At 66.7% G+C, this 24,680-nt stretch carries 20 protein-coding genes; 12 read left to right on the top strand and 8 right to left on the bottom strand.

The genetic code is table 11. The features are described from left to right. Window positions 1–18: 18 nt before the first annotated feature. Window positions 19–1,512 (bottom strand): glycerol kinase GlpK, encoded by a 1,494-nt coding sequence (gene glpK, locus FPL11_RS00430; RefSeq protein ID WP_144346790.1) that lies wholly within the window; start codon window positions 1,510–1,512, stop codon window positions 19–21. 105 nt (window positions 1,513–1,617) lie between these two features. Between glpK and FPL11_RS00425 the strand changes: the two genes are divergently transcribed. The 11 genes from FPL11_RS00425 (at window position 1,618) to FPL11_RS00380 (ending at window position 12,949) form a co-directional block, all read left to right on the top strand. Continuing rightward, on the top strand, window positions 1,618–2,469 hold the full coding sequence (locus FPL11_RS00425; RefSeq protein ID WP_425473424.1) for a DeoR family transcriptional regulator: 852 nt from the start codon (window positions 1,618–1,620) through the stop codon (window positions 2,467–2,469). A gap of 47 nt (window positions 2,470–2,516) precedes the next feature. Further along, window positions 2,517–4,046: a glycerol-3-phosphate dehydrogenase gene (gene glpD / locus FPL11_RS00420; RefSeq protein ID WP_144346788.1), complete on the top strand. Its 1,530-nt coding sequence runs from the start codon at window positions 2,517–2,519 to the stop codon at window positions 4,044–4,046. After that, window positions 4,046–5,119 (top strand): ABC transporter ATP-binding protein, encoded by a 1,074-nt coding sequence (locus FPL11_RS00415; protein ID WP_144346787.1) that lies wholly within the window; start codon window positions 4,046–4,048, stop codon window positions 5,117–5,119. The genes glpD and FPL11_RS00415 overlap by 1 nt, the downstream gene beginning before the upstream one ends. 13 nt (window positions 5,120–5,132) lie before the next feature. Then, window positions 5,133–6,203 carry an ABC transporter ATP-binding protein gene (locus FPL11_RS00410; protein WP_110883397.1) on the top strand — a complete coding sequence of 357 codons (1,071 nt, stop codon included), beginning with the start codon at window positions 5,133–5,135 and terminating at the stop codon, window positions 6,201–6,203. A gap of 11 nt (window positions 6,204–6,214) precedes the next feature. Next, a complete protein-coding gene (locus FPL11_RS00405) occupies window positions 6,215–7,081 on the top strand; it encodes a carbohydrate ABC transporter permease (protein ID WP_200833607.1) in 867 nt (288 codons plus the stop codon). Window positions 7,082–7,084: 3 nt separating this feature from the next. Further along, on the top strand, window positions 7,085–7,888 hold the full coding sequence (locus tag FPL11_RS00400) for a carbohydrate ABC transporter permease (protein WP_144346786.1): 804 nt from the start codon (window positions 7,085–7,087) through the stop codon (window positions 7,886–7,888). Window positions 7,889–7,903: 15 nt separating this feature from the next. Next, the gene (locus FPL11_RS00395) at window positions 7,904–8,200 is read left to right on the top strand and encodes a DUF2160 domain-containing protein (RefSeq protein WP_110883394.1); all 297 of its coding nucleotides are present in this window, start codon (window positions 7,904–7,906) and stop codon (window positions 8,198–8,200) included. A 78-nt stretch (window positions 8,201–8,278) separates the two neighbouring features. Beyond that, window positions 8,279–9,469 carry an ABC transporter substrate-binding protein gene (locus FPL11_RS00390; protein ID WP_246085256.1) on the top strand — a complete coding sequence of 397 codons (1,191 nt, stop codon included), beginning with the start codon at window positions 8,279–8,281 and terminating at the stop codon, window positions 9,467–9,469. Then, a complete protein-coding gene (locus tag FPL11_RS10160) occupies window positions 9,427–10,026 on the top strand; it encodes a type 2 periplasmic-binding domain-containing protein (protein ID WP_246085255.1) in 600 nt (199 codons plus the stop codon). Before FPL11_RS00390 ends, FPL11_RS10160 begins: the two co-directional genes overlap by 43 nt. A 146-nt stretch (window positions 10,027–10,172) precedes the next feature. Further along, window positions 10,173–12,653, top strand: coding sequence for a heavy metal translocating P-type ATPase (locus FPL11_RS00385; protein WP_144346785.1), 2,481 nt, complete (start codon window positions 10,173–10,175; stop codon window positions 12,651–12,653). Then, window positions 12,650–12,949, top strand: coding sequence for a metal-sensitive transcriptional regulator (locus FPL11_RS00380; protein ID WP_144346784.1), 300 nt, complete (start codon window positions 12,650–12,652; stop codon window positions 12,947–12,949). The genes FPL11_RS00385 and FPL11_RS00380 overlap by 4 nt, the downstream gene beginning before the upstream one ends. Here the strand turns inward: FPL11_RS00380 and FPL11_RS00375 are convergent. From FPL11_RS00375 to betI, 4 genes are all read right to left on the bottom strand, one after another. Next, entirely contained in the window at window positions 12,944–15,649 is a 2,706-nt protein-coding gene (locus FPL11_RS00375; RefSeq protein WP_144346783.1) for a bifunctional acetate--CoA ligase family protein/GNAT family N-acetyltransferase, read from the bottom strand. The genes FPL11_RS00380 and FPL11_RS00375 overlap by 6 nt on opposite strands. Window positions 15,650–15,712: 63 nt before the next feature. After that, complete coding sequence (gene betA, locus FPL11_RS00370; RefSeq protein WP_144346782.1) at window positions 15,713–17,374, bottom strand: choline dehydrogenase; 1,662 nt, start codon at window positions 17,372–17,374, stop codon at window positions 15,713–15,715. Between the two features lie 10 nt (window positions 17,375–17,384). Beyond that, window positions 17,385–18,848 (bottom strand): betaine-aldehyde dehydrogenase, encoded by a 1,464-nt coding sequence (gene betB, locus FPL11_RS00365; RefSeq protein ID WP_144346781.1) that lies wholly within the window; start codon window positions 18,846–18,848, stop codon window positions 17,385–17,387. Further along, a complete protein-coding gene (gene betI, locus FPL11_RS00360) occupies window positions 18,832–19,440 on the bottom strand; it encodes a transcriptional regulator BetI (protein WP_159308517.1) in 609 nt (202 codons plus the stop codon). The genes betB and betI overlap by 17 nt, the downstream gene beginning before the upstream one ends. A 125-nt stretch (window positions 19,441–19,565) precedes the next feature. Between betI and choX the strand changes: the two genes are divergently transcribed. After that, window positions 19,566–20,501: a choline ABC transporter substrate-binding protein gene (gene choX, locus FPL11_RS00355; protein ID WP_235013486.1), complete on the top strand. Its 936-nt coding sequence runs from the start codon at window positions 19,566–19,568 to the stop codon at window positions 20,499–20,501. On the opposite strand, the gene dinB is transcribed toward choX, so the two are convergent. Genes dinB through FPL11_RS00340 form a run of 3 tightly spaced genes read right to left on the bottom strand, consistent with a single transcriptional unit; the run spans window position 20,498 to window position 24,673 of the window. Next, window positions 20,498–21,571 (bottom strand): DNA polymerase IV, encoded by a 1,074-nt coding sequence (dinB, locus tag FPL11_RS00350; protein WP_235013485.1) that lies wholly within the window; start codon window positions 21,569–21,571, stop codon window positions 20,498–20,500. The genes choX and dinB overlap by 4 nt on opposite strands. Further along, complete coding sequence (locus tag FPL11_RS00345) at window positions 21,546–22,922, bottom strand: alpha,alpha-trehalose-phosphate synthase (UDP-forming) (RefSeq protein ID WP_144346778.1); 1,377 nt, start codon at window positions 22,920–22,922, stop codon at window positions 21,546–21,548. Before FPL11_RS00345 ends, dinB begins: the two co-directional genes overlap by 26 nt. After that, window positions 22,919–24,673 (bottom strand): glycoside hydrolase family 15 protein, encoded by a 1,755-nt coding sequence (locus FPL11_RS00340; RefSeq protein ID WP_235013484.1) that lies wholly within the window; start codon window positions 24,671–24,673, stop codon window positions 22,919–22,921. The genes FPL11_RS00345 and FPL11_RS00340 overlap by 4 nt, the downstream gene beginning before the upstream one ends. Window positions 24,674–24,680 lie beyond the last annotated feature (7 nt).

Below are 24,680 nucleotides of genomic sequence, written 5' to 3'. Positions count from 1 at the left end.
ACCGCCATAGTAGCGTTTTCAGCGCCCGGTCGTCAGGGTCCGACGGACCGCGTCGTGCCAGCCCTCAACGATGTGTTCCCGGGCCTGGTGGGAAATGGCCGGCTTGAACCGATCATCCAGCGACCACTGCGACTCGAGGCTCTCCAGCGACTGGTACAGGCCGTGCTGCAGCCCGGCCAGATAGGCGGCACCCAGCGCGGTGGTCTCGATCACCTTCGGGCGCTCGACATCCAGCCCGGTCAGGTCCGCGAGCCGCTGCAGCAGCCAGTTGTTGGCCACCATGCCACCATCGACGCGCAGGGTGGCCTGCTTGGTCTGCGAGTCATTCGCCATGGCCTCGAGCAGGTCGCCGGTCTGCAGGCAGACCGAGTCCAGTGCCGCGTGGACGAACTCGGCGACGCCGGTGTTGCGGGTCAGGCCAAAGATCGCGCCCCGGGCGTTGGGATCCCACCAGGGCGCGCCCAGACCGGTGAAGGCCGGCACCATGTACAGGCCCTCGGCCTCGGCATCATTGGCCAGGCCCTCGCTCTGCGAGGCGTGAGCGATGATGCCCAGCTCGTCGCGCAGCCACTGGATGGCGGCCCCGGCGATGAAGATCGCGCCTTCGAGGGCGTAGGTGGGTTGGCCGTTGATGCGATAGGCCGTGGTGGTCAGCATGCGGTTCTGCGACGGCACGGCGGTATCGCCGGTGTTCATCAGTGCAAAGCAGCCGGTGCCGTAGGTGCTCTTGATCATCCCCGGCCGGAAACAGCACTGGCCGACCACCGCGGCGTGCTGGTCACCGGCGATGCCCTCGACGGGCAGGGCACTGCCGAACAGCTCAGGGTCGGTGGTGCCGAAGTCATCGGCGCTGTCGAGCACCTCGGGGAGGATCGCGGCGGGAATGTCGAACAGGCTGAGCAGCTCGTCGTCCCAGGCCTGACGGTGGATGTTGAACAGCAGTGTGCGACTGGCGTTGGTGGCATCGGTGGCATGGCTGCGGCCGCCGGTCAGCCGCCAGAGTAGCCAGGTGTCGACGGTGCCGAAGGCCAGCTCGCCCTTTCGCGCCCGCTCCCGCGCACCGCGCACATTATCGAGGATCCAGGCGATCTTGGTGGCGGCGAAGTACGGATCGAGCAGCAGCCCGGTGCGCTCGGCGACCATCGCCTCGTGGCCGGCGGCCTTCAGTGCGGCGCAGCGCTCGGCGGTGCGGCGGTCCTGCCAGACAATGGCGTTGTGCACCGGCTCGCCGGTGCGCCGGTCCCAGACGATGGTGGTCTCGCGCTGGTTGGTGATGCCGATGGTGCAGGCATGGACGCCGGCGGCCTTGGCCGCCTTGAGGGCCCGGCGGCTGGTATCGAGGGTGGTGTCGATCAGATCCTGGGGCTCGTGTTCCACCCAGCCGCTGCGCGGGTAGTGCTGGGAGAATTCCTCCTGGGCGGTCGCCACGATGTGGCCTTCGAGATCGAAAACGATGGCCCGTGAGCTGGTTGTCCCCTGATCAATGGCCAGTATGCCGTTATTATCGGCCATGCCGCTCTCCTCGATATGATTGCGCCTTTCTGATTAGGCGGTATGATCGATTGCAGAAGAAAAATGTCAAGTTTGGTGCTCGAAACCGAACGGAGGAGGCGCGCGTTGATCGCGGCGGAGGATCTACCCATCGGGCTCAATGGCCGGCAACAGGCCATGCTCGATCTCGTCCAGGAGCAGGGGTTCGTCTCGGTGGAGGCGCTGGCGCAGCATTTTGCGGTGACGGCGCAGACCATCCGGCGCGACATCAATGCCCTGTGCGGGGCCGGCCTGCTGCGCCGCTACCACGGCGGGGCCGGGCTGCCCTCGAGCGTCGAGAATGTCCACTACCAGGCGCGCCGCATCCTGCTGCCCGAGGCCAAGGCCCGTATCGGCGCCGCCATTGCCGCGCGCATCCCGGACAAGGCGTCGGTGTTCATCACCCTGGGCACCACCACCGAGGCGGTGGCCCTGGCGCTCCGCCAGCATCACGGCCTGCGGGTCATCACCAACAACCTCAATGTGGCCACCGCCATGGCCGACAGCCCCGACTGTGAGGTGATCGTGGCTGGCGGCGTGGTCCGCCAGCGCGACCGCGGCATCACCGGCGAGGCAACCATCGATTTCGTCAATCAGTTCAAGGTCGACTATGCGGTGCTGGGCATCTCCGGCATCGAGGCCGACGGCACGCTGCTGGATTTCGACTACCACGAGGTGCGCGTCATCCAGGCGATCCTGCGCAACGCGCGCTCGACCCTGCTGGGCGCGGATCACAGCAAGTTCGGCCGCAACGCGATGGTGCGGGTGGCGAGCCTGGGCGAGATCGATGAGCTGTACACCGATGCCGAGCCGCCGGCGTACGTGCGCCGGGTCATGGAAGAGAATGGCGGTCGTCTGGTGGTGACTGACGCATCCGCGGGCGCTGATGGCTCGCTTGACTCCGACCGGCGCAGTGGTATGTTTGAAACCGAACATTAAAAGGCGGCAGTATAGTCGTCCACATGGGAAACGGAGGAGAGGCACCTGTGGCTTCTGAAGGTCAGCAGACCGACCGCTACGACGTCGTCGTCGTCGGCGGCGGCATCAACGGGGCAGGCATAGCGCGCGACGCGGCAGGCCGCGGGCTGCGGGTACTGCTTGTCGAGCAGGGCGATCTCGCCAACTACACCTCGTCCGCCAGTACGAAGCTTGTGCACGGCGGGCTCCGCTATCTTGAGTATTACGAATTCCGGCTGGTGCAGAAGGCGCTGAAAGAGCGCGAAGTGCTGATGGGCATCGCCCCGCACATCATCTGGCCGCTGCGCTTCGTGATGCCGCACGTCAAGGAGCTGCGCCCGGCCTGGATGATCCGCATGGGCCTGTTCCTCTACGACCACCTCGGTGGCCGCAAGAAGCTGCCCGGTTCGAAAGGGCTCAATCTGCGCACCCACTACGCCGGCGAGCCGCTCAAGGATGGCGTCACCAAGGGCTTCATGTACTCCGACTGCTGGGTGCAGGATTCGCGCCTGGTAGTGCTCAATTGCATGGATGTCGAGCAGCGCGGCGGGACCGTGCTGCCGCGCACCCGTTGCACCGGCGCCGAACGTGGCGATGATGAGTGGAGTGTGCAGCTCACCGACACCGTGAACGGTGATGTTCGGAATGTTCGTTCACGTTCGGTTGTGAACGCCGCGGGGCCCTGGGTGGCCAAGTTCCTTGGCAATGCCATGGACATGAACGACGGCAAGGACGTGCATCTGGTCAAGGGCAGCCACATCGTCGTGCCCAAGATCTTCGAGCATGATGACTCCTATCTGTTCCAGAACACCGATGGCCGGGTCATCTTCGCCATTCCCTACGAGCAGGATTTCACCCTGATCGGCACCACCGACGTCGCCTACGAGGGCAACCCGGCCGAGGCCACCGCCAGCGACGATGAGATCCAGTATCTCTGCGACGCGGTCAACCGCTATTTCAAGGATCAGATCGCGCCCAAGGATGTGGTCTGGACCTACTCCGGCGTGCGGGCGCTATATGACGAGTCGGACGAGGAAGACGTCTCGGCGGTCAGTCGCGACTACAGCCTGGATCTGGATGACAGGCGCGCGCCGCTGCTGTCGGTCTTTGGCGGTAAGATCACCACCTACCGCACGCTGGCGCGCCAGGCGGTGGATCAGGTGGCGCCGCTGCTGGGCGCGCCGATCAAGGACTGGACCGGCGACGAGGCGCTTCCCGGTGGCGACATTCCGAACGGCGATTTCGAGCGCTACCTCGAGCGGCTGCGGCGCGAGCGCCCGTGGCTGCCCGAGGCGATGGCCTGGCGGCTGGTGCGCAACTACGGCACGCAGGTCGAGACCATGCTGGGGGAGGCCCGGTCGCTGGATGACCTGGGCGAGCATTTCGGGTCCGACTGCTACGAGGCCGAGCTGCGCTACCTGGCCGAGCACGAATGGGCGATGACCGCCGAGGACGCCATCTGGCGGCGCAGCAAGCTGGGCCTGATGCTGGATGCCGATCAGCGCGAGCGGGTCAACGCCTGGTTTACGGGGCACGAGAAAAAGAGGGCAACTGCGTAATGAGTCTCGTCCTGGAGGGGGTTAATCGCACCGTTGGCGGTGAGGCGCATCTAAGGGATGTGAACCTCACCTTCCAGCGGGGCGAGTTCAATGTGCTGCTGGGCCTGACCGAGGCCGGCAAAACGACAATGATGCGGATCATGGCGGGGCTGGATCATCCCAATACCGGCCGGGTCCTCGAAGACGGCCACGAGGTCACCAAGGTCCCGGTGCGCAAACGCTCGGTGGGGATGGTCTACCAGCAGTTCATCAATTACCCGTCACTGTCGGTCTACGACAACATCGCCTCGCCGCTCAAGCTGGCCGGCCTTTCCGCCGCCGAGATCGACCGGCGTGTACGCACCGAGGCCGAGCGCCTGGGCATTGACCACCTCATCGACCGCCTGCCCTCTGAACTCTCCGGTGGCCAGCAGCAGCGCTGCGCCATGGCCCGCGCATTGGTGCGCGACGCCAAGCTGGTGCTGCTCGACGAGCCGCTGGTCAACCTCGACTACAAGCTGCGTGAGGGCCTGCGTTCGGAGCTGCGCAATCTGTTCGCCGACCGTGACACCGTGGTGGTCTACGCGACCACGGAGCCCGAAGAGGCCCTGGTGCTGGGGGGCAAGACCACCGTGCTGCACGAAGGGCGCGTGATCCAGCATGGCGTGACCGCCGAGTGCTATCGCCATCCGGCGAGCACCACCGTCACCCAGGTGTTCGCCGACCCGCCGATGAACCTGATGCCCATCCAGGTCGACGACGGCCGGGTCAAGGTGGAGGGGCTGTTCGATCAGCCGCTGCCCGGGCAGATGAAGGACCTGGTGCCGGGGCGCTACACCATGGGCGTGCGTCCGCATCATCTGTACGCGACGCCGAATGACGACCGCATCACGATGCAGGGCGAGGTCGAAGTGGCGGAAGTGGCCGGGTCGGTCACTTATGTCCATCTCGCGGTCAACGGCCATGACTGGGTGGTTGAGGAGCGCGGCGTTCATGTGGTCCACCCCGGTGAGCGCTTCGATGTGCATGCCGACCTGAACCGGGCCTACGTATTCGACAGCGCGGACCAGCTCGTGGCCGCGCCGCAGCAGTAACGCGGGTAGATCAATGTCACGAATAGAACTCAATAATCTCGCCCACCAGTACGCGCCGGGCGGTGACTATGCCCTGCAGCCGATGCAGCATGTCTGGGAAGACGGGGGCGCCTATGCGCTGCTGGGGCCGTCGGGCTGCGGCAAGACGACGCTGCTCAACATCATCTCGGGGCTGGTCCAGCCGTCCGAGGGCAAAGTCATGTTCGGCGACCGCGATGTGACCAACCTGTCGCCGGAGCGTCGGAACATCGGCCAGGTTTTCCAGTTCCCGGTCATCTACGACACGATGACGGTGTTCGACAATCTGGCGTTTCCGCTGCGCAACCGGTCCATGGACGAGCACTACATCAACCAGCGGGTGACGCACATCGCCACCATGCTGGGCCTTGAGGACGTGCTCAAGCGCCGGGCCAACAACCTGACCGCCGATGCCAAGCAGAAGATCTCGCTGGGACGGGGGCTGGTGCGCGAAGACGTGGCGGCGGTGCTCTTTGACGAGCCGCTGACGGTGATCGACCCGCATCTGAAGTGGCAGCTGCGGCGCAAGCTCCGCGAAGTCCACGAGCAGCTCAATCTCACCCTCGTCTACGTGACCCATGACCAGACCGAGGCGCTGACGTTCGCTGACAAGGTCGTGGTGATGCTCGCCGGTCAGGTGCTCCAGGTGGGCACGCCGCAGGCGCTCTTCGAGCGGCCGGAGCACACCTTTGTCGGGTATTTCATCGGCAGCCCGGGCATGAACTTCATGGCCTGCTCGGTGGAGGGCAGCGAGGCCGTGGTCGGGGACGAGCGGATCGCCGTTGACCCGGCAATGGCCGAGGCCGCCCGTCTGGCCGGCGGCAATCTGCAGCTCGGCATCCGCCCCGAGCTGATCCGTCCGGCCGAGGGCGACGAGACCGGGCACCTGATCAAGGTCGACAAGGTCGAGGACCTGGGCGACTACATGCTCGTCACCGGGCATCTGGGTGAGCACGAGGTCCACGTCCGGCTGGATGAATCCGAAAAGATCGACAGCGACGGTCTGCGGGTGGTGTTCCCCGTCGACAACGCGCTGCTGTATGCCGACGACAAGCTCGTCGGTTAAGGGGAGGAAAAGTGGAAAAGCGCGAATACCAATGGGCGTGGCTGATGGTCCTGCCAGTGGTGCTGGTGGTGGCGTTCAGCGCCATCATGCCGCTGATGACCGTGGTCAACTACTCGCTGCAGGACATCTTCGGGCCCAATTCCCGGTTCTTTGTCGGTACCGCCTGGTTTACCGAGGTGCTGCGCGACCCGGCGCTGCATGGGGCACTCATCCGGCAGCTGCTGTTCTCGGCGGCGGTGCTGCTCATCCAGATCCCGCTGGGCGTGGGCCTTGCGCTGTGTCTGCCCAAAAAGGGGCCATGGGTGTCGGTGTCGCTGGTGCTGCTGGCGCTGCCACTGCTGGTGCCGTGGAACGTGGTGGGCACGATCTGGCAGGTGTTCTCCCGCCCGGACGTGGGCTTTGCCGGCGTCATCCTCAACAGCATCGGCTTTGACTACAACTACACGGGCGACTCGCTGGACGCCTGGCTGACCGTTCTGGTCATGGACGTCTGGCACTGGACCTCGCTGGTCATCCTGCTGTGCTATGCCGGCCTGCAGGCGATTCCCGATGCGTTCTATCAGGCGGCCCGCATTGATGGCGCGTCGCGCTGGGCGGTGTTCCGGTTCATCGAGCTGCCCAAGCTGAAGGGTGTGCTGCTGATCGCGATCCTGCTGCGCTTCATCTTCAGCTTCCGGATCTATGCCGAACCGTTCGTGCTCACCGGCGGCGGTCCGGGCAACGCGACCACCTTCCTCAGTCAGAGCCTGACGACCATGGCCGTCGGCCAGTTTGATCTGGGACCGGCAGCGGCGTTCTCGCTGATCTATTTCCTGATCATCCTGCTGTTCAGCTATGTGTTCTATCTGACCATTCTCAACATGGACCGGGAGGGCTAGGCCGTGGGTTCGAAACGACGCTATATCTTCCTGGCCGCCTGGCTGATCTTCCTGATGCTGCCGATCTACTGGCTGCTGATGATGTCGCTCAAGACCAACCAGGAAATCCTGTCTACCTTCACGTTGTGGCCGGAGAACCTGACGGTGGCCAACTATGTGAAGATCTTCACCGATCCCACCTGGTTCCCGGGGTACATCAATTCGACGCTGTATGTGGCGATGAACGTGGTGATATCGCTCACCGTGGCGCTGCCCGCCGCGTATGCGTTCAGCCGCTATAACTTCCTCGGTGACAAGCACCTGTTCTTCTGGCTGTTGACCAACATCATGGCGCCGCCGGCGGTGTTCCTGCTGCCGTTCTTCGAGCTCTACCAGAGTGTCGGCATGTACGACACGCACATTGCGGTGGCGCTGGCCCATACCCTGTTCACGGTGCCGCTGGCGGTCTGGATCCTTGAGGGGTTCATGTCCGGGGTGCCGAAGGAGATCGACGAAACCGCCTACCTGGATGGTTACAGCTGGCCGCGCTTTTTCATCACCATCTTCCTGCCGCTGATCCGTTCCGGCGTGGGTGTGACGGCGTTCTTCTGCTTCATGTTCTCGTGGGTCGAGCTGCTGCTGGCGCGGACCCTCACCTCCGTCGAGGCGAAGCCGATCGCGGTCACCATGACGCGGACGGTCAGTGCCTCCGGGCTTGACTGGGGGCTGCTCGCGACGGCCGGTATTCTCACGCTTGTGCCTGGCGCACTGGTGATCTGGTTCGTGCGCAAGCACATCGCCCGGGGCTTCGCCCTCGGCCGCGTGTAATCGGAGTTTGCAACGATGAACGAAGGAATCAGCTTCAATCTGTCCTGGATGGCCTGGACCCAGCCGGTGGCGATCTTTTTCATCGCCATAGCCGTGATGCTGGTGGTCTTTGGCGTCCTGCAGTTCGTGATGCCGACCTACGAGCGGCGGGGCTTCCTGCCAGTGCCGACGACCCGCGGGGATCGTCTGTTCATGAGCCTGCTGGGGGCGGCCTTCATCCATCTCATCTGGCTGGCGTTTTCGGACGCGAGCCTTTTGTTTGCCTCGGGCATCTCTGTGGTTTACGCCGCGGTGATGCTTCGATGGGGCTAGAAGTGGGCAAGCACTGGATTGGCCAGTGCCTCTGTCCTTGAGTAATGGGGTAATGTCCCCTTCCTGGAGGAGAAAAGCATGACAGAGCAGAAAAACGCCATGCGTCCTTTGACTGCACTGGCCGTGGCTGCTGCCCTCGGTGTCGGCGGGCTGGGCAATGCCCAGGCGGCCACCGATGAGCAGATGGCTGTCGCCGAGCAGTATCTCGACGAGTTCCAGCCGTCGACACTGACCCGCGAAGAGCAGCTCGAGCAGCTCGAGTGGTTCATCGACGCGGCTGAGGACTTCCGCGGCATGGACGTGTCCGTGGTCTCCGAGACCATCGCCACCCATGAGTACGAGGCCAGTGTCCTGGCCGAGGCCTTTTCCGACATCACCGGCATCAACCTCACCCACAACCTGATCGGTGAGGGTGACGTGATCGAGGCGCTGCAGACCGAGATGCAGTCGGGTGAGAGCATTTACGATGGCTACATCAACGATGCTGACCTGATCGGTACCCACTACCGCTATGGCCAGGTGGTCTCGCTGACTGACTACATGGATGGCGAGGGCGCCGACGTCACGTCGCCGTACCTGGATCTGGACGACTTCATCGGTCTGGATGCAGTGACCGCGCCGGATGGCAACATGTACCAGCTGCCGGACCAGCAGTTCGCCAACGTCTACTGGTTCCGCTATGACTGGTTCCAGCGCGAAGACCTTCAGGCGCAGTTCGAGGACATCTACGGCTATGAGCTGGGTGTGCCGGTGAACTGGTCCGCCTATGAGGACATCGCCGAGTTCTTTACCGAGAACGTCGGTCAGCTGGATGGTCGTGAGGTCTATGGCCACATGGACTACGGCAAGAAGGACCCGTCCCTCGGCTGGCGTTTCACTGACGCCTGGCTGTCGATGGCCGGTGCCGGTGACAAGGGCCTGCCCAACGGTCTGCCCGTTGACGAGTGGGGCATCCGTGTCGAGGACTGCCATCCAGTCGGTTCCGATGTGACCCGTGGTGGTGCCGTGAATGGCCCCGCCGCCGTCTATGCACTGACCAAGTACATCGACTGGCTGGGTGACTATGCACCGCCGTCCGCTTCGGGCATGACCTTCTCGGAGGCGGGCCCGGTCCCGGCCCAGGGTCAGATCGCTCAGCAGATCTTCTGGTACACGGCCTTCACCGCCTCGATGGTCGAAGAGGGCCTGCCGGTGGTGAACGAGGATGGCACGCCGAAGTGTGGCGCATGGCCCCCTCGCCCCACGGCCCGTACTGGGAAGAGGGCATGAAGGTCGGTTATCAGGACATCGGTTCCTGGACGTTCTTCAAGCATGCCGATCCGGAGGCCCGCAAGGCCGCCTGGCTGTATGCCCAGTTCGTGACCTCGAAGGTCGTTTCGCTGAAGAAGCTCAACGAGGGCCTCACCCCGATCCGCGAGTCGGACATCATGTCCGCGTCGATGACGGAGCGGGCACCGGAGCTTGGTGGTCTGGTTGAGTTCTATCGCAGCCCGGCGCGTGAGCTGTGGACGGATACCGGCACCAACGTGCCTGACTATCCGCGTCTGGCTCAGCTGTGGTGGTCCAACGTGGCCGCTGCCGTGACCGGTGAAGAGACTCCGCAGGGCGCCATGGATAACCTGGCGGCTGAGCAGGATCGCGTCATGGAGCGCCTCGAGCGGGCCGGTGTGCAGGAAGTCTGCGGACCACGCCTGAACGAGGAGCGGAGTGCCGAGTACTGGTTCGACCAGCCCGGCGCGCCGAAGCCTCCGCTGGAAAACGAGAAGCCGCAGGGCGAGACCGTGCCCTACGACGAGCTCGTTGCCGATTGGCGTGAGAGCATGTAATCCAGCGCAATCATTGCCTGGATGAACCAAAGGGGGCCTTCGGGCCCCCTTTTTTTTGTGCCGTGCCATCGTGATCGCTGCGTTTGACCGGCCCCCCGGGGGGAGGGGTAAGGTAAGGCCATTACTTCGTAACGATCGAGGCTTTCATGCCCGCAGACACCTTCGACCTTGAGGTCACCGGCCTGAACTGTGGCAGCTGCGTCAATCGCGCCGAGCAGGCGATCCGCCGTGTCCCGGGTGTTGAGACAGCCAGTGTCAATCTGTCCACCGCCCGGGCCCATGTGGCCTTTGACGCCGGTCATGACCCCGCCGAGGGATTGAACCGGGTGGACAGTCAGCTTGATGACGCCGGCTATCCCGCCCGGCACGAGTCCATTCAACTCGCACTGAGTGGCCTGACCTGCGGCGGTTGCGTGCGCACGGTCGAAAACGCCCTCAATGCCCTGCCGGGGGTGTTGAACGCCAGCGTTAACCTCGGCATGGGCACAGCGGATGTCGAGGTGATCGCCGGCAGTCTCGACAGCGCTGACCTGATCAAGGCGGTGGAGGCCGCCGGCTATGGGGCCGAGCGGCGTGGTGACGCCGGCGATGAGGCGCCGGGCCAGGATGCGGCGGCACGCGAGCAGGCCGTGCTGCGCCGGCGTGTACTGACCGCCGCCGCCTTCGCCGTGCCGCTGGTGGCCATCGCCATGGGCCGGCACATCCCCGGGGGCGCCGAGTGGTTTGCCCAGTGGCTGCCCGAGCGCGCCTGGATTGCGGTGGAATGGCTGCTGGCGACGCCCATCGTCTTCTGGGCCGGCCGGGACTTTTTCCGCAAGGGGCTGACCGAGATGCGCCACCGAGCGCCGGCAATGAGCAGTCTGGTCATGATCGGCGCCGGCGCGGCCTATGGCTACTCGCTGCTCGCCCTGCTGGTGCCGGGGATGTTCCCGCCGGGGACCGCGGGCAGCTATTTCGAGGCGGCCGGCGTGATCATCACCCTGATCCTGGTGGGGCGCTACCTTGAGCAGATCGCCCGTGGCCGGACCTCGATGGCCATCAAGCGCCTGCTGGGCATGCAGGCACGTACCGCCCGGGTGGTGCGTAATGAGGGTCCCACCGAAGTGGACATCCATGCCGTGGCCCGTGGCGAAACGGTCATGATCCGGCCCGGCGAGCGCATTCCCGTGGACGCCCGGGTCAGCGAGGGTCAGTCACGTGTCGACGAGTCGATGATCAGTGGCGAGCCGGTGCCGGTGGCCAAAGCCGAGGGTGATCGCCTGGTGGCCGGTACCGTCAATGGCCAGGGATCGCTGACCGCCACCGTCACCGAGGTGGGGGCCGATACGGTGCTGGCGCAGATCATCGGCATGGTCGAGAAAGCCCAGGCCGAAAAACCGCCGATCCAGCAGATGGCCGACCGGATCGCCGGGGTGTTCGTCCCCGTGGTGCTGGTGGTGGCGCTGTTGACCGCCGCCATCTGGCTGACCGTGGGCCCTGAGCCGGTGCTCTCCTATGCCTTCGTGGCCACGGTCAGCGTCCTGCTCATTGCCTGTCCCTGTGCCATGGGGCTCGCCACCCCCACCGCGGTCATGGTGGCCACCGGCAAGGGGGCCGAGAACGGTCTGCTGCTGCGGCGCGGGGCCGCGCTGGAATCGCTGGCCCGCACCGATACCGTGGTCCTCGACAAGACCGGCACGCTGACCCTCGGCCGCCCGCAGGTGACCGATCAGATCGGCGCCACCGGCAGCGACGATGATGTGCTGACCCTCATGGCGGCAGTGGAATCCCACAGTGAGCATCCGCTGGCCGACGCGGTGGTGGCCGCCGCGCGCGAACGCGGCCTTGCCTGGCCTACTGCCACCGGGTTCGAGGCGGTGAGCGGCTACGGGGTGCATGCCCGGGTGGATGACCGCTATGTGCACATCGGCGCGGCGCACTACATGGAATGGCTGGGCGTTGACACGACGGCCGTGCAGACCGAGGTCGAGGCGCTGATGCAGGCGGCGAAGACTCCTGTCTATGCCGCCGTGGACGGTCAGCTGCTGGGGGTGGTCGCCATCGCCGATCCGCCGCGTCCCGAGAGCGCGGCGGTCATTGCCGCGCTGCGCGCCCAGGGCCTGCGGGTGGCGATGGTCACCGGTGACCAGGCGGCCACCGCCCATGCCCTGGCCGATCGGCTGGGGATCGATGAGGTCATGGCCGGCGTGCTGCCCGACGCCAAGGCCCGCGAGGTGCAGCGCCTGCAGGGCGAGGGCCGCCGGGTGGCGTTCGTCGGCGATGGCATCAATGACGCCCCGGCGCTTGCCCGCGCGGACGTGGGCATCGCCATCGGCACCGGCACCGATGTGGCCATCGAGGCCGGCGACGCGGTGTTGATGCGGGCCGACCTCAACGGCCTGCTCAATGCCGTGGCGCTGGCCCGTCGCACGCATCGCACTATGAAGGGCAACTTTGTCTGGGCCTATGGCTACAACGTCCTGTTGATCCCGGTGGCGGCGGGACTGTTGTTCCCGTTCACCGGCTGGCTGTTGAACCCGATGGCCGCGGCGGCGGCCATGAGCCTGTCGAGCCTGTTCGTGCTCACCAATTCACTGCGCCTGCGCCGGTTCCGCCCGGCGTCGGCACCCACGGAGGCTACCCCATGAGTGATTCCGTCGAGCACTGTCATCTCGCCCTTGACCCGGCGGTCCGCGAGACCGCCCGCCAGCGGCTGGCCTCGATCCGCGGGCATATTGAGGGCATCGTCCGCATGCTCGAGCGCGAGGATGTCTACTGCGTGGACGTCCTGCGCCAGCTGAAGGCGGTGGACGGCGCGCTGGAGAAGGTGGGTGACACGGTCCTGCGCAGCCACCTCCACCACCACGTCACCAGCGCCCGCGAACGGGGCGATGCCGACGTGATCGTGGATGAGCTCATGGAGATCATGAAGTACCGGTCATAGCGGCAGCGAGACCCGGACGATGTCGCGGTCTTCGGCATCGGTGTGCTGCTCAAAGCCGAGCTGGCTGCAGAGCGCCAGCATGGGCTGGTTCTCGCGCAGCACATCACCCCCGATCTCGCCGATGCCGCGGTCCCGGGCGTAGTCGATGACATGCTCCATGAGCAGCCGGCCCAGCCCCTGCCGGGTCAGGTCGTGGCGCACGATGATCGAGTACTCGGCCTTTTCATCGTCCGGATCGGCATGGATGTGCACCGCGCCGTACATCTCGGCCTCGCCCGGCACCTTGTCGGCATCGGTGATGATGAGCGCCATTTCGCGGTTGTAGTCGATCTGCGTGAACCGCGCCGCGGCCATGTGGCTCATCTGCTTCATGGGGGCAAAGAAGCGCAGCCGGATCTGCTCGGGCGTCAGATGGGCGAACGCTCGGTGCAGGGCCGGCTCGTCCTCGGGGACGATGGGCCGCAGCAGGTACTCGGCGCCGTCGTCGGCCACCACGGTCTTCTCGAGCTGGCGCGGATAGGGCCGGATCGCCAGGCGCCGCGTGCCGGTGCCGTTCTCGCCGATGCGCACCCGGGCGTCCAGGGCCACCACCCCGTCCGCCGAGGCCAGCAGCGGGTTGATGTCCAGCTCCTTGACCCGCGAGATGTCGGCGGCGATCTGGGCGATGCGCGTCAGGGTGAGGGCGATGGCATCGAGATCCGCCGGCCGGCGGTCGCGATAGCCCTGTAGCTGGTCGTAGACCCGAGTGCGCTCGATCATGTCGTTGGCGAGTTTCATGTTGAGCGGCGGCAGCGCCAGCGACTGGTCCTTGATGACCTCGACCGCCGTGCCACCCTGACCGAACAGCACCACCGGGCCGAACTGCGCGTCCTCGGTAAACCCGGCGATCAGCTCCCACGCCCCGGCCCGCTTGACCATGGGCTGGACGCTGAAACCCTGCAGGTCGGCGTCTGGATAGGTCTCCGCCACGCGGCGGCGCATGGCCTCGGCGGCGCGATAGACCGCGTCGTGATCCTCAAGATCGAGGGCGACACCACCGACATCGCTTTTGTGGGTGATGTCCTTCGAGAGGATCTTGATGGCGGCCGGATAACCCAGCCGCTCAGCGGCATCCGCCGCCGCCTCCGGTGACTCGGCGACCTCCGTGGCGACCACCTCGACGCCAAACGCGGCCAGCAGCTGCTTGGCCTCGGGTTCACTGAGGATCTCGCGGTTCTCGGCGGCGGCCTGTTCCACCAGCCGGTTGGCCGTCTCGTAATCCGGCGTGAACAGCTCCGGCACCGACGGTGGCGTCTCGAGCAGCTGCTCCTGGTTGCGGCGGTAGGCCACCATGTGCATGAACGCCCGCACGGCGCCTTCCGGCGTTGTGTAGCTGGGGATGTCGGCCTCGGAAAAACGCCGGCGCGCGTTCTGCGCCGTATGCTCGCCGACCCAGCAGGTCAGTAGCTTGGGCTGTCTGTCGCGACGCCCGGGCTGCGACTGCTGGCGGCTCTGCTCGGCAATCACCGCCTCGGCGGCATCCATGCTGTCGGACACCGCCGTGGGGCAGTTGAGGACCAGAATGGCGTCGGCGGCGTCGCTGTCCGCCAGCACCGCCAGGGAGTCGGCGTAGCGTTTGCCCGGGGCGTCACCGATGATGTCCACCGGGTTGCCGTGGGACCAGGTGGGTGGCAGCACCTCGTTGAGGGCCTGCACCGTGTGATCCGGCAGGGTGGCGAGCTTGCCTTCGTGGCCGATCAGCGCATCGGTGGCCAGCACGCCGATGCCCCCGCCGTTGGTCAGGATCGCCAGCCGGTCGCCGTTGGGTGTGCCGGTGGTGGCGAGGGTCTCGACGGCGGCGAACAGCTCGCCGAGGGTGTCCACCCGCAGCATGCCGGCGCGCCGGAAGGCCGCGTCATAGACCTTGTCCGAGCCGGCGAGGGCGCCGGTATGCGACGCCGCCGCCTGGGCGCTGGCCGCATGCCGCCCCGACTTGACCACGATCACCGGCTTCATGCGCGCCGCCGCCCGGGCGGCCGACATGAACTTGCGGGCGTCGGTGATCGCCTCGGCATAGAGCAGGATGGCCTTGGTGTTGGGATCGTTGGCGAGATAGTCGATGGTATCGCCGAAGTCGACGTCGGCCATGTCGCCCAGCGAGATCATGTGCGAAAACCCGATCCCGCGACGCTCGGCCCAATCGAGCACCGACGTGACGATGGCGCCGGACTGGGTGACGAAGGCGATGCGGCCCTCGGGGGGCGCCAGATGGGCGAAGCTGGCATTGAGGCCGAACCCGGGGACCAGAATGCCCAGGCAGTTGGGGCCGATGATGCGGGTCAGATGCGGGCGCGCGGCATCCAGCGCCTGCTGCCGCAGTTCCATGCCCTCGTCATCGTCGCCCTCGCCGAAGCCGGCGGTGATGACCACCACGCCGCGGGTGCCGCGTTCGGCCAGCTGGCGGACCACTTCGGGCACGGTCTTGGGCGGGGTGCAGACCACCGCCAGATCCGGGGTGACCGGCAGCTCATCAATGGACTTGTAGCTCAGTACCCCCTCGATGGACTGGTGCTTGGGGTTGACCGGCATGATCGGGCCGTCGAAGCCGCCGTTGAACAGGTTGCGGGCCAGTACCGCGCCGACCGATCCGGGCCGCCGACTGGCGCCGACGATGGCGATTGAGCGCGGCTTGAAAAGGTAATCGAGGTTGCGGACTGTCATCGGCCGGAACTCCTGCTGGAACTATGTTGCATAGCAGCATTGTAACGCAGAAGACGATCCGTATCAGCGTTGCCGCGTCTGCCAGTCGGCCGCCTGATACCAGGGCTGCGGCTCGTCGAGGGTTGCCCGGCCACGCAGCCGGTCGGCGAGTTTTTCGGCGATCATGATGGTGGGGGCATTGAGGTTGCCGCTGGCGATGCGCGGCATGATCGAGGCATCGATCACCCGCAGGCCCGCGACGCCGTGCACCCGGCCGTCGCCATCGACCACCGCCTGCGGATCGCCGGCCGTCCCCATCCGGCAGGTGCCGCTGGGGTGATAGGCGCTCTCGCCGTTGGCCCGCACCCAGGCGTCGATCTCGGCGTCACTCTGCACCTCGGGCCCGGGGGACAGGGGGCGCTCGCGGAACCGGTCCATGGGGGACTGCTCGATGACCTCGCGGGTCAGGCGCACGGCGGCGCGCATCTCCCGCCGGTCGCGTTCGCTGGCCATGTAGTTGAATACGATCCGCGGGGCCGCCTCGGGATCCGCCCCCGACAGGGTGACGCGGCCGCGGCTCTCGGGGCGCATGGGCCCGACATGGGCCTGAAAGCCGTGGCAGTCGGCCGACACGCTGCCATCGTAGCTGAGCGCGATGGGCATGAAGTGATACTGCAGGTTGGGATAGGGCACGCCCGCCTCGCTGCGGATGAACCCGCCCGACTCGAAGTGGTTGGTGGCGCCCAGCCCGCCGCGGGTGGTCAGCCACTGGATGCCGATGCGCGCCTGGTTCCAGGGCTTGAGGGCGCTGAACAGGGTGATCGGCTCGCGGCAGGCGTACTGCACGTAGACCTCGAGGTGGTCCTGGAGGTTTTCGCCGACGCCGGGCAGATCCTGCTGGACGTCGATGCCGTGGCCCTGCAGTGTCGCCGCGGGACCGATGCCCGAGCGCATCAGGATCTGCGGCGAGTTGATGGCGCCGGCGCACAGCAGCACCTCGCGGTCGACCCGTGCCTCACGGGTCTCGCGCCGATAGCGGTAGCGCACGCCAATGACCTGGTCGGCATCGAACTGCAGGGTCTCGGTGAGTGCCCCGGTGCGCAGGGTCAGATTGGGCCGGCGCATGATCGGGCGCAGGTAGGCATTGGCGGTGGACCAGCGCACCCCGTTGCGCGTGGTCATGAACATGGGCCCGAAGCCCTCCTGCTGATAGCCGTTCATGTCGTCGGTCTCGGGGTAGCCCGCCGCCACACCGGCGTCGACGAAGGCCCGATAGAGCGGATTGCGCATCGCCCCGGTGGTCACATGCAGGGGGCCGCCGCTGCCGTGGTAGTTATTGGCGCCCTGATCAAAGTCCTCGGCGCGGCGGAAGTACGGCAGCACTTTTGAGTAGCGCCACTGATCGAGGCCGAAGTCATCCGCCCAGCCCTCGTAATCGAGGGCATTGCCGCGCACATAGGCCATGCCGTTGATCGAGGAGGACCCGCCCAGCACGTGGCCGCGCGGGCAGTCCATGCGCCGGTTGTCCATGGCCGGTTCGGGCTCGGTGGCGTAGCCCCAGTTGTAGCGCCGGCTGCCCATGGGCTTGTCGAAGGCCGAGGGCATGTGGATCCAGAGGCTGTAATCCATGGGCCCGGCTTCCAGCAGCAGCACCCGGCAGTCCGGATCCTCGGTCAGCCGGTGGGCGAGCACGGCGCCGGCCGATCCGGCGCCGATGATGACGTAGTCGAAGGTTTCCGTGTGCATACGCGATCCGTCAGTAGGGGGCGTCGACGCCGGTGCTGGCGACGAACACGCTTTTCAGCTGGGTGTAGTGGTCAAGGGCGCGGCGGCTGTTCTCGCGGCCGATCCCTGACTGGCGCATGCCGCCGAACGGCATCTCGATGGGGGTCAGGTTGTAGTGATTGATCCAGATGACCCCCGCCTGCAGGGCCGCCGCCACCCGGTGGCCGCGGGACAGATCGCGGGTGAACACCCCGCCGGCCAGGCCGTAGGGCGTGTCGTTGGCACGCCGGATGACCTCGGCCTCGTCGCGGAACGGCAGGATGGTCATGACCGGGCCGAAGATCTCCTCGCGGGCGATGACGCAGTCGTCATTCTCCACCCGGAACACCGCCGGCGAGACGAAGGCGCCCCCTGGGCAGCCGGCGACCGTCACCGCTTCACCCCCGATCAGGCGCTGTGCGCCCTCCGCCTCGCCGCGCCGGATGTACTCGAGGACATGATCGCGGTGGGCGGGTGATATCAGCGCGCCGATGTCGGTGTCCGGATCGGCCGGATCACCGATGGTCAGCCCCCGGGTGCGGGTCAGGACCCGGTCGATGAACGCCTCGATCACCGCCTCGTGGACATACACCCGCGTGCCGTTGGTGCAGATCTCGCCCTGGGTGTAGAAGTTGCCGAGCAGCGCGCCCGAGACGGCATCATCCAGCGAGGCATCGTCGAATACGATGAGCGGCGACTTGCCACCGAGCTCCATGGTGACCGCCTTGAGGGTGTCGGCGGCGTCGCGCATCACCGCCTTGCCGGTGGCCACTTCGCCGGTGAGCGAGATCTTGTCGATGCCGGGATGGCGGGTCAGGGCCTGACCGGTTTCCGCGGCGCCCTGGACCACATTGAAAAGTCCCGCCGGCAGACCCGCCTCGGCCAGGATCTCGGCGAACCGCAGGGCCGACAGCGGCGTCAGCTCGGCGGGCTTGAAAACCATGGCGTTACCGGCGGCAAGCGCCGGTGCGCTTTTCCAGGCGGCGATCTGGAGTGGGTAGTTCCAGGCACCGATGCCGCCGCAGATCCCGAGGGGCTCGGGGCGGGTGTAGAAGAACCCGCCTGCCACGTCCTGGTACTCGCCCTGCAGGCTGCCGGCCTGACCGGCGAAGTATTCCAGGCAGTCGGCCGCGGAATCGACATCGGCCTCGGGGGTTTCGGCGATGGGCTTGCCACCATCCAGGCATTCAAGCCGGGCGAGCTCATCGCGGTGTGCGCGCACCGCTGCCGCGGCGGCCGCCAGGATGCGACCCCGCTCGACACCGGGCCTCGCCGCCCAGTCGGCCTGGGCGGCCCGGGCGCTGCGCACGGCGGCGTCGACGTCACTGGCATCGGCTTCGGCCACCTCGGCGAGGGGCTCGCCGGTGGCCGGGTTGGTGGTGGTGAAGCGTCGTCCCTGCCGGGCGTCGACCCAGGTGTTGTCGATCCACAGCAGGCGCTCAGGCGGTCTGGACATGCGGGCCTCCGGTCAGTGCATGGAGTTCGGAGTCGAGGTAGCGATGGGCCAGGGCGCGGGCCGCGGCCACATCCAGGCCGCCGGTGCGCAGACTGGCGCGCAGCCACAGGCCGTCGATCATCACGCCCAGGCCTTCGGCGAGCCGCACCGCCTCGACGCGCGGCAGAAAGGCCGCCAGCGCATGGGTGAGATTGCTCTCGAGGCGGCGCGTCACCACCCGCTGGATGCGGGCGATGGAGGGCACGTGGTTGACCTGCGCCCAGAACGACAGCCAGCAGCTGACGGTAACGGCATCGGACTGGCTGGCGGCGAAGTTGGCGTCGATGATGGCCCGCACCCGCGGCAGCCCGGCCGCCGTTCCCGCCCGTGCCGCGCGGTATTCCTGCTCCAGCGAGCGCACCAGCGACAGGTAGGTCGACGCCAGCAGATGCCGCTTGTCACCGAAGTAGTGGGCGACCAGACCCGGGGAGATGCCGGCCTGCTGGCCGACCCGGCCCAGTGTCGTGGCCTGCAGCCCCTGGTCATGGATGACCTGGAGGGTCGCCTGGATCAATTGCCGGCGCCGCACCGTTTCCATTCCTTTCCGCGCCATGCCAACGCCTCCCGATCGAATGCCCGCCAGTCTAATCGTCATTGATTGACCACTCAATCAATACTGTGGTGTGCTTAGCCCACTCAAAACGAGTCGGTAAATCTGGAGAACCTATGAAAACCCGAATGATCGCGACGGTCGCCGGTGCCGCTCTGGTGTCACTGTCCGCCATGAACGCCAGCGCCAACGAGCCGGAGAGCTGCCAGTCAGTGGGCCTTGCCAACGTCAACTGGACCGGTGTGACCATCAAGTCCGAGGTCATGGAATACCTGCTCGAGACGCTGGGCTACGAGGTGGAGCTGACCACGGCCTCGGTGCCGATCGCCTTCCAGTCGGTGGCCGACGGCCAGCGTGATGCCTTTCTGGGCCTCTGGCTGCCCACCCAGGAGAGCATGATCCGGCCCTATCTCGACGATGGTGAGATCGAGCAGATCAGCGCCAACCTCGAGGGTGCCAAGTACACCCTGGCGGTCCCGGACTATGTCTGGGAGGCCGGCGTCCGCGATTTCGCCGATCTGAATGACTATCAGGACCGCTTCGAGGGGCGCATCTACGGCATCGAGGCCGGCAACGACGGTAATGCCGCCATCCAGGCGATGATCGACGACGATGCCTTCGGACTGGGCGACTGGGAGCTCATGGAGTCCTCCGAGGCGGGCATGCTCACCCAGGTGCAGCGCTCGGTGCCCCGCGATGAGTGGGTGGCGTTCCTGGGCTGGGCGCCGCATCCGATGAACATCAACATCGACATGCGCTACCTGACCGGCGGTGCCGATTACTTCGGCCCCAACCAGGGCGGCGCCACGGTCTACACCATCGCCACCGCCGGCTACAGCGAGCGCTGCAGCAACGTCGGCCGGCTCCTTGAGCAGTACGCCTACACGGTCGAAGAGCAGAGCCAGGCGGGCGGTTATGTGATCAACGAGGAAATGTCCCCCATGGAGGCGGGCCAGAAACTGATCATGGATAATCCGGACCTGCTCAACCGCTGGCTTGAGGGCGTGACCAACGTCGATGGCACCGGTGCCGTGACCATCGTGCGCGACGACCTGGGGCTCTAGAGCGGCGTCAGCCCCGAGAGCTGGACGCCCAGCAGGCGCACCGCGCGATGCAGCCGGTGCGCGAACAGGCACTGGCGGACCAGCGCCGCCAGTGCCTCATGATCATCGGTGGCGCTGGCCAGGCTCTGGGACCGGGTATGGGTGGTGAAGTCGCGGTAACGCAGCTTGACCGTCACTGTCCGGGCACCCAGCTGGCGGGCGGTCAGCCGTCCCCGCACCTCATCGAGCATCAGCCGCGCTTCATGATCGAGCCGCCCGCTGCTGCGGCAGTCCTGCTGGAAGGTGCGCTCGCGGCCGATGGACTTGCGGACGCGCTCAGTCTGCACGGGGCGCTCGTCAATGCCATGGGCCGAGTCGCTCAGTGACTGCGCATGCCGCGGACTGAACTCGGTGGACAGCCCATCCCGGCCCATCCGGGCCAGATCACCGACCGTCTCCACACCCAGACCGGCCAACCGCTCGGCGGTGCGCGGGCCGACACCATGCAGGGTCCGCACCGGCAGTGGCCAGACCCGCTCGGGCACGTCAGCGCGACGCAGCCGGGTCAGTCCGTCGGGCTTTTCCAGGTCCGAGGCGATCTTTGCGAGTAGTCGGTTGGGGCCGATCCCCACGGAGGCCACCAGGTCGGTGGCGGTATGGATGTCATCCTTCAGCCTCCGGCCGATGCCGAGCGGGTCATCGCTGCGATGGCTGATGTCCATGTAGGCCTCGTCCAGCCCCACTGGCTGCAGGCGTTCACTGACTGCGGCCAGGCATTCGAAGACCCGCGCCGAGGCCTCGTGGTAGGCGGGAAAGTCCACCGGCAGAAAGACCGCATCGGGGCACAGCCGCGCCGCCGTGCGCAGCGCCATGCCCGAGTGGATGCCGAACACCCGTGCCTCATAGGTGGCGGTGGAGACCACGCCGCGCCGGGCCGGGTCGCCGCGCCCGCCGACAATGACCGGCTGGCCCCGGAGGCTGGGGCGGCGCTTGAGTTCCACCGAGGCGAAGAACGCATCCATGTCGACATGCATGATGATGCGCGCCACAGCGGGGGCGCCCGGGTCAGTCGTGGCCGCCGCCGAGGTCATCGAGAAAGCGCCGTTCCCAGGCGCCGATGTCGTTGTGATGGAGCACCGCCATCATGCGTTCGTGGCGCCGCCGGCGTTCGGGTCGCGGCATCGCCAGGGCCCGGTTGAGCCCGGCGGCGATGGCATCGGTGTCGTAGGGATTGACGCGGATCGCGTCGCTCAGCTCGGCGGCCGATCCGGCCAGGTCCGAGAGCACCAGCACCCCGGGGTTGTCCGGATCCTGACTGGCGATGAACTCCTTGGCGACCAGGTTCATGCCGTCGCGCAGCGGGGTGACCACCCCCACTCGCGCCGCGCGGTAGAGCCCCATGATGGCGCCCCGCTCGAAGGTGCGGTTGAGGTAGTGCAGCGGCGCCCAGTCGAGATCGCCATAGACGCCGTTGATGTGTCCGCTCAGCCCCTCCAGGCGCTGGCGCAGATCGGCGTACTCGGCGATGTCCCCGCGCGAGGGGCTGGCGATCTGCATGAGCACGGTATGCCCGCGGCGGTGGGGGTAGTCATCGAACAGCGCCTCGAACGCGCGGAAGCGCTGCTCGAGGCCCTTGGAGTAGTCGAGGCGGTCGACGCCGATCATCAGGTCGCGCTCGCCAAGCCCGTCGAGCAGCCGCTGGACGGCGGGTGTGGTCAGGGTCTGCGCGGACAGGTCGGCGAGGGCCGCCACGTCGACGCCCACCGGATAGACGCCGGTGCGCAGGTCGCGGTTGCGGTGGCGCAGCTGCCCGGAGGCCCGCACCAGCGCCCCGATGGCCCGGGTGGCGGATTCCTCGAAGGCATGCCGGTCGTTGGCGGTCTGAAAACCCAGCAGGTCGAACCGGCACAGATCCTCCAGCAGGGCCCGGTGGCCCGGCATGGCCCGCAGCACGTCATAGTCGGGGAAGGGGATGTGGAGGAAAAACCCGATGCGGTTGCGCAGGCCGCGTTCGCGCAGCTCGCGGGCCAGCGGCATGAGGTGGTAGTCGTGGATCCAGAGGGTGTCGTCGGGCTCGATGAGCGGGGCCAGGCAGTCGGCGAAGCGGGCGTTGACCCGGGTGTAGGCGTGGGAATAGCGCCGCTGATAGTCCATGGCCCCCAGGTTGAAGTGGAACACCGGCCAGATCACCGCATTGGAATAGCCCAGGTAGAAGTCGTCATAGTCCTCGCGGCTCAGCGACAGGGTCGCGTAATCGATGCCCTCGTGATGGCGGATCGACGGGCGGGAGTCGGGCTGTTCGCTGACCTCGCCCGACCAGCCGAACCACAGGCCGCCGCGTCGCGACAGCGCATCGGACAGGGCCACGGCCAGTCCGCCGGCCTGGGGCTGGCCGGGCTGTGGCAGGGGAACGCGGTTGGAGACAACGACCAGTCGACTCAAAGGCTTTCCTCCCAGCTGCGGCTCAGGTGCATGGCCGAGTTGATCAGCCCCACCATACTGTAGGTCTGCGGGAAATTGCCCCAGAGTTCGCCGTGGTTGGCGTCGAGATCCTCGGAGAGCAGGCCCAGCCGGGTGCGGTGGCCGAGCATGTTCTCGAACAGCCGTCGCGCCTCGTCATGGCGGCCGATGGCCTGGAGGGCGTCAATGAACCAGAAGGTGCAGATGTTGAAGGCGTTCTCGGGCCGACCGAAATCATCAGCGGCGGCATAGCGGAACAGATGGTCGCCCCGGCGCAGGTGGGCCTCGATGGCCTCGACGGTGCCGATGAAGCGCGGATCATCGGCGGCCAGAAAGCCCAGCTCGTGCATGAGCAGCAGGCTGGCATCAAGGCTGTCACCGCCGAAGCTCTCGACAAAGGCATTGTGGGTATCGCTCCACGCCTCGCGGCAGACGGTGGCATGGATGGTGGCGGCCTGGCCCGACCAGTAGCCGGCGTCGGCATCCAGCCCGAGCTGCTCGGCGATGCGGCGCAGCCGGTCACAGGCCGCCCAGCACATCATTGCCGAGTAGGTGTGCACGCGGGCCCGGCCGCGGTATTCCCAGATGCCGGCGTCGGGCTGGTCGTGGTGGCGGATGGCCTCTTCACCGAGGGCGCAGAGGCGCTGGTAGAGCGCCTGATCGCCGGGCCGCTCGAGGCGGGCGTCGAAAAACGCCTGGGTGGCGGCGAGGATGACCGTGCCGTAGACATCATGCTGGACCTGGTAGTAGGCGGCGTTGCCCACGCGCACCGGCCCCATGCCGCGATAGCCGCCCAGTGCGTCGGCGGTGGTCTCCTCGATGCGGCGCTCGCCGCCGATGCCATAGAGCGGCTGCAGACGGTGATCGCCGCTGGCGGCCACCAGGTTGATGATGTAGCGCAGGAACCCTTCCATGGTGCGTGTCGCGCCCAGGCGGTTGAGCGCATGCACGGTGAAGTAGGCATCCCGCAGCCAGCAGTACCGGTAGTCCCAGTTGCGGCCACTGTCCGCCGCCTCGGGGATCGAGGTGGTGGCGGCGGCGATCACCGCGCCGGTGTCCTCGTAGGCCGAGAGCTTGAGGGTGATGGCGGCGCGGATCACCGCCTGCTGCCAGTCGAAGGGAATGGCCAGCGAGCGCGTCCAGTCGCGCCAGTACATCTCGGTCTGCTCCAGAAACCGGCGGCCCATGGCCTCCACCGATTCCTTGACGCTTTCATCGGGGCCTAGGATGAAGGTCATGGTGGCGTCGACCACGAACGGCGTCTCGTCGAGGACATGGGTCAGCGGCGCGTCGGTGGTGACGCGCAGGACCTGGTCGTGGCGCAGAAAGCGGACGTGATTGCTGCCGCGCGTGGTGGACGGCGCGCTGGCATCCCAGCCGCTCACCGGGCGCAGCCGGGTGCGGATCACCGGATGACCGCGCACGACTTCGACGCGGCGGATGATCATGACCGGCCGATAGGTGCGGTCGTACTGCCGGAACCGCGGGCAGAAGTCGATGATGCGCAGGATGGCGCCGTAACGGTCGGTCAGCTCGGTGGACAGGACCGCGGTGTTGGGATGGTAGGACTGACGGACCGCGCACTGGTCGCAGAGCTCGATGCTGAAGTGGCCGCGGTCCTGTGAGTCGACGAGCCGCGAGAAGGCGGGCTCGGCATCAAAGCGGGGCAGGCACGCCCAGACGAGGCGGCCGAGGGGATCGATCAGGCCATTGATCTGGCCGTTGCCGATCATGCCCAGT

This window comes from Spiribacter aquaticus (genome assembly GCF_007625215.1).
GTDB classification, from domain to species: Bacteria; Pseudomonadota; Gammaproteobacteria; order Nitrococcales; family Nitrococcaceae; genus Spiribacter; species Spiribacter roseus.
This window is presented reverse-complemented; position numbering and strand designations above follow the sequence as displayed.

Bases quoted from the DNA above. Each gene is read 5' to 3' on its own strand.
- glpK (WP_144346790.1), bottom strand. From the start codon at position 1,512: ATGGCCGATAATAACGGCATACTGGCCATTGATCAGGGGACAACCAGC.
- dinB (WP_235013485.1), bottom strand. From the start codon at position 21,571: ATGACCTCGGCGGCGGCCACGACTGACCCGGGCGCCCCCGCTGTGGCG.
- betB (WP_144346781.1), bottom strand. From the start codon at position 18,848: ATGTCCAGACCGCCTGAGCGCCTGCTGTGGATCGACAACACCTGGGTC.
- FPL11_RS00410 (WP_110883397.1), top strand. From the start codon at position 5,133: ATGTCACGAATAGAACTCAATAATCTCGCCCACCAGTACGCGCCGGGC.
- FPL11_RS00390 (WP_246085256.1), top strand. From the start codon at position 8,279: ATGACAGAGCAGAAAAACGCCATGCGTCCTTTGACTGCACTGGCCGTG.
- FPL11_RS00375 (WP_144346783.1), bottom strand. From the start codon at position 15,649: ATGACAGTCCGCAACCTCGATTACCTTTTCAAGCCGCGCTCAATCGCC.
- choX (WP_235013486.1), top strand. From the start codon at position 19,566: ATGATCGCGACGGTCGCCGGTGCCGCTCTGGTGTCACTGTCCGCCATG.
- betI (WP_159308517.1), bottom strand. From the start codon at position 19,440: ATGGCGCGGAAAGGAATGGAAACGGTGCGGCGCCGGCAATTGATCCAG.
- FPL11_RS00380 (WP_144346784.1), top strand. From the start codon at position 12,650: ATGAGTGATTCCGTCGAGCACTGTCATCTCGCCCTTGACCCGGCGGTC.
- FPL11_RS00415 (WP_144346787.1), top strand. From the start codon at position 4,046: ATGAGTCTCGTCCTGGAGGGGGTTAATCGCACCGTTGGCGGTGAGGCG.
- FPL11_RS10160 (WP_246085255.1), top strand. From the start codon at position 9,427: ATGGCCCCCTCGCCCCACGGCCCGTACTGGGAAGAGGGCATGAAGGTC.
- FPL11_RS00395 (WP_110883394.1), top strand. From the start codon at position 7,904: ATGAACGAAGGAATCAGCTTCAATCTGTCCTGGATGGCCTGGACCCAG.
- FPL11_RS00340 (WP_235013484.1), bottom strand. From the start codon at position 24,673: ATGATCGGCAACGGCCAGATCAATGGCCTGATCGATCCCCTCGGCCGC.
- betA (WP_144346782.1), bottom strand. From the start codon at position 17,374: ATGCACACGGAAACCTTCGACTACGTCATCATCGGCGCCGGATCGGCC.
- FPL11_RS00385 (WP_144346785.1), top strand. From the start codon at position 10,173: ATGCCCGCAGACACCTTCGACCTTGAGGTCACCGGCCTGAACTGTGGC.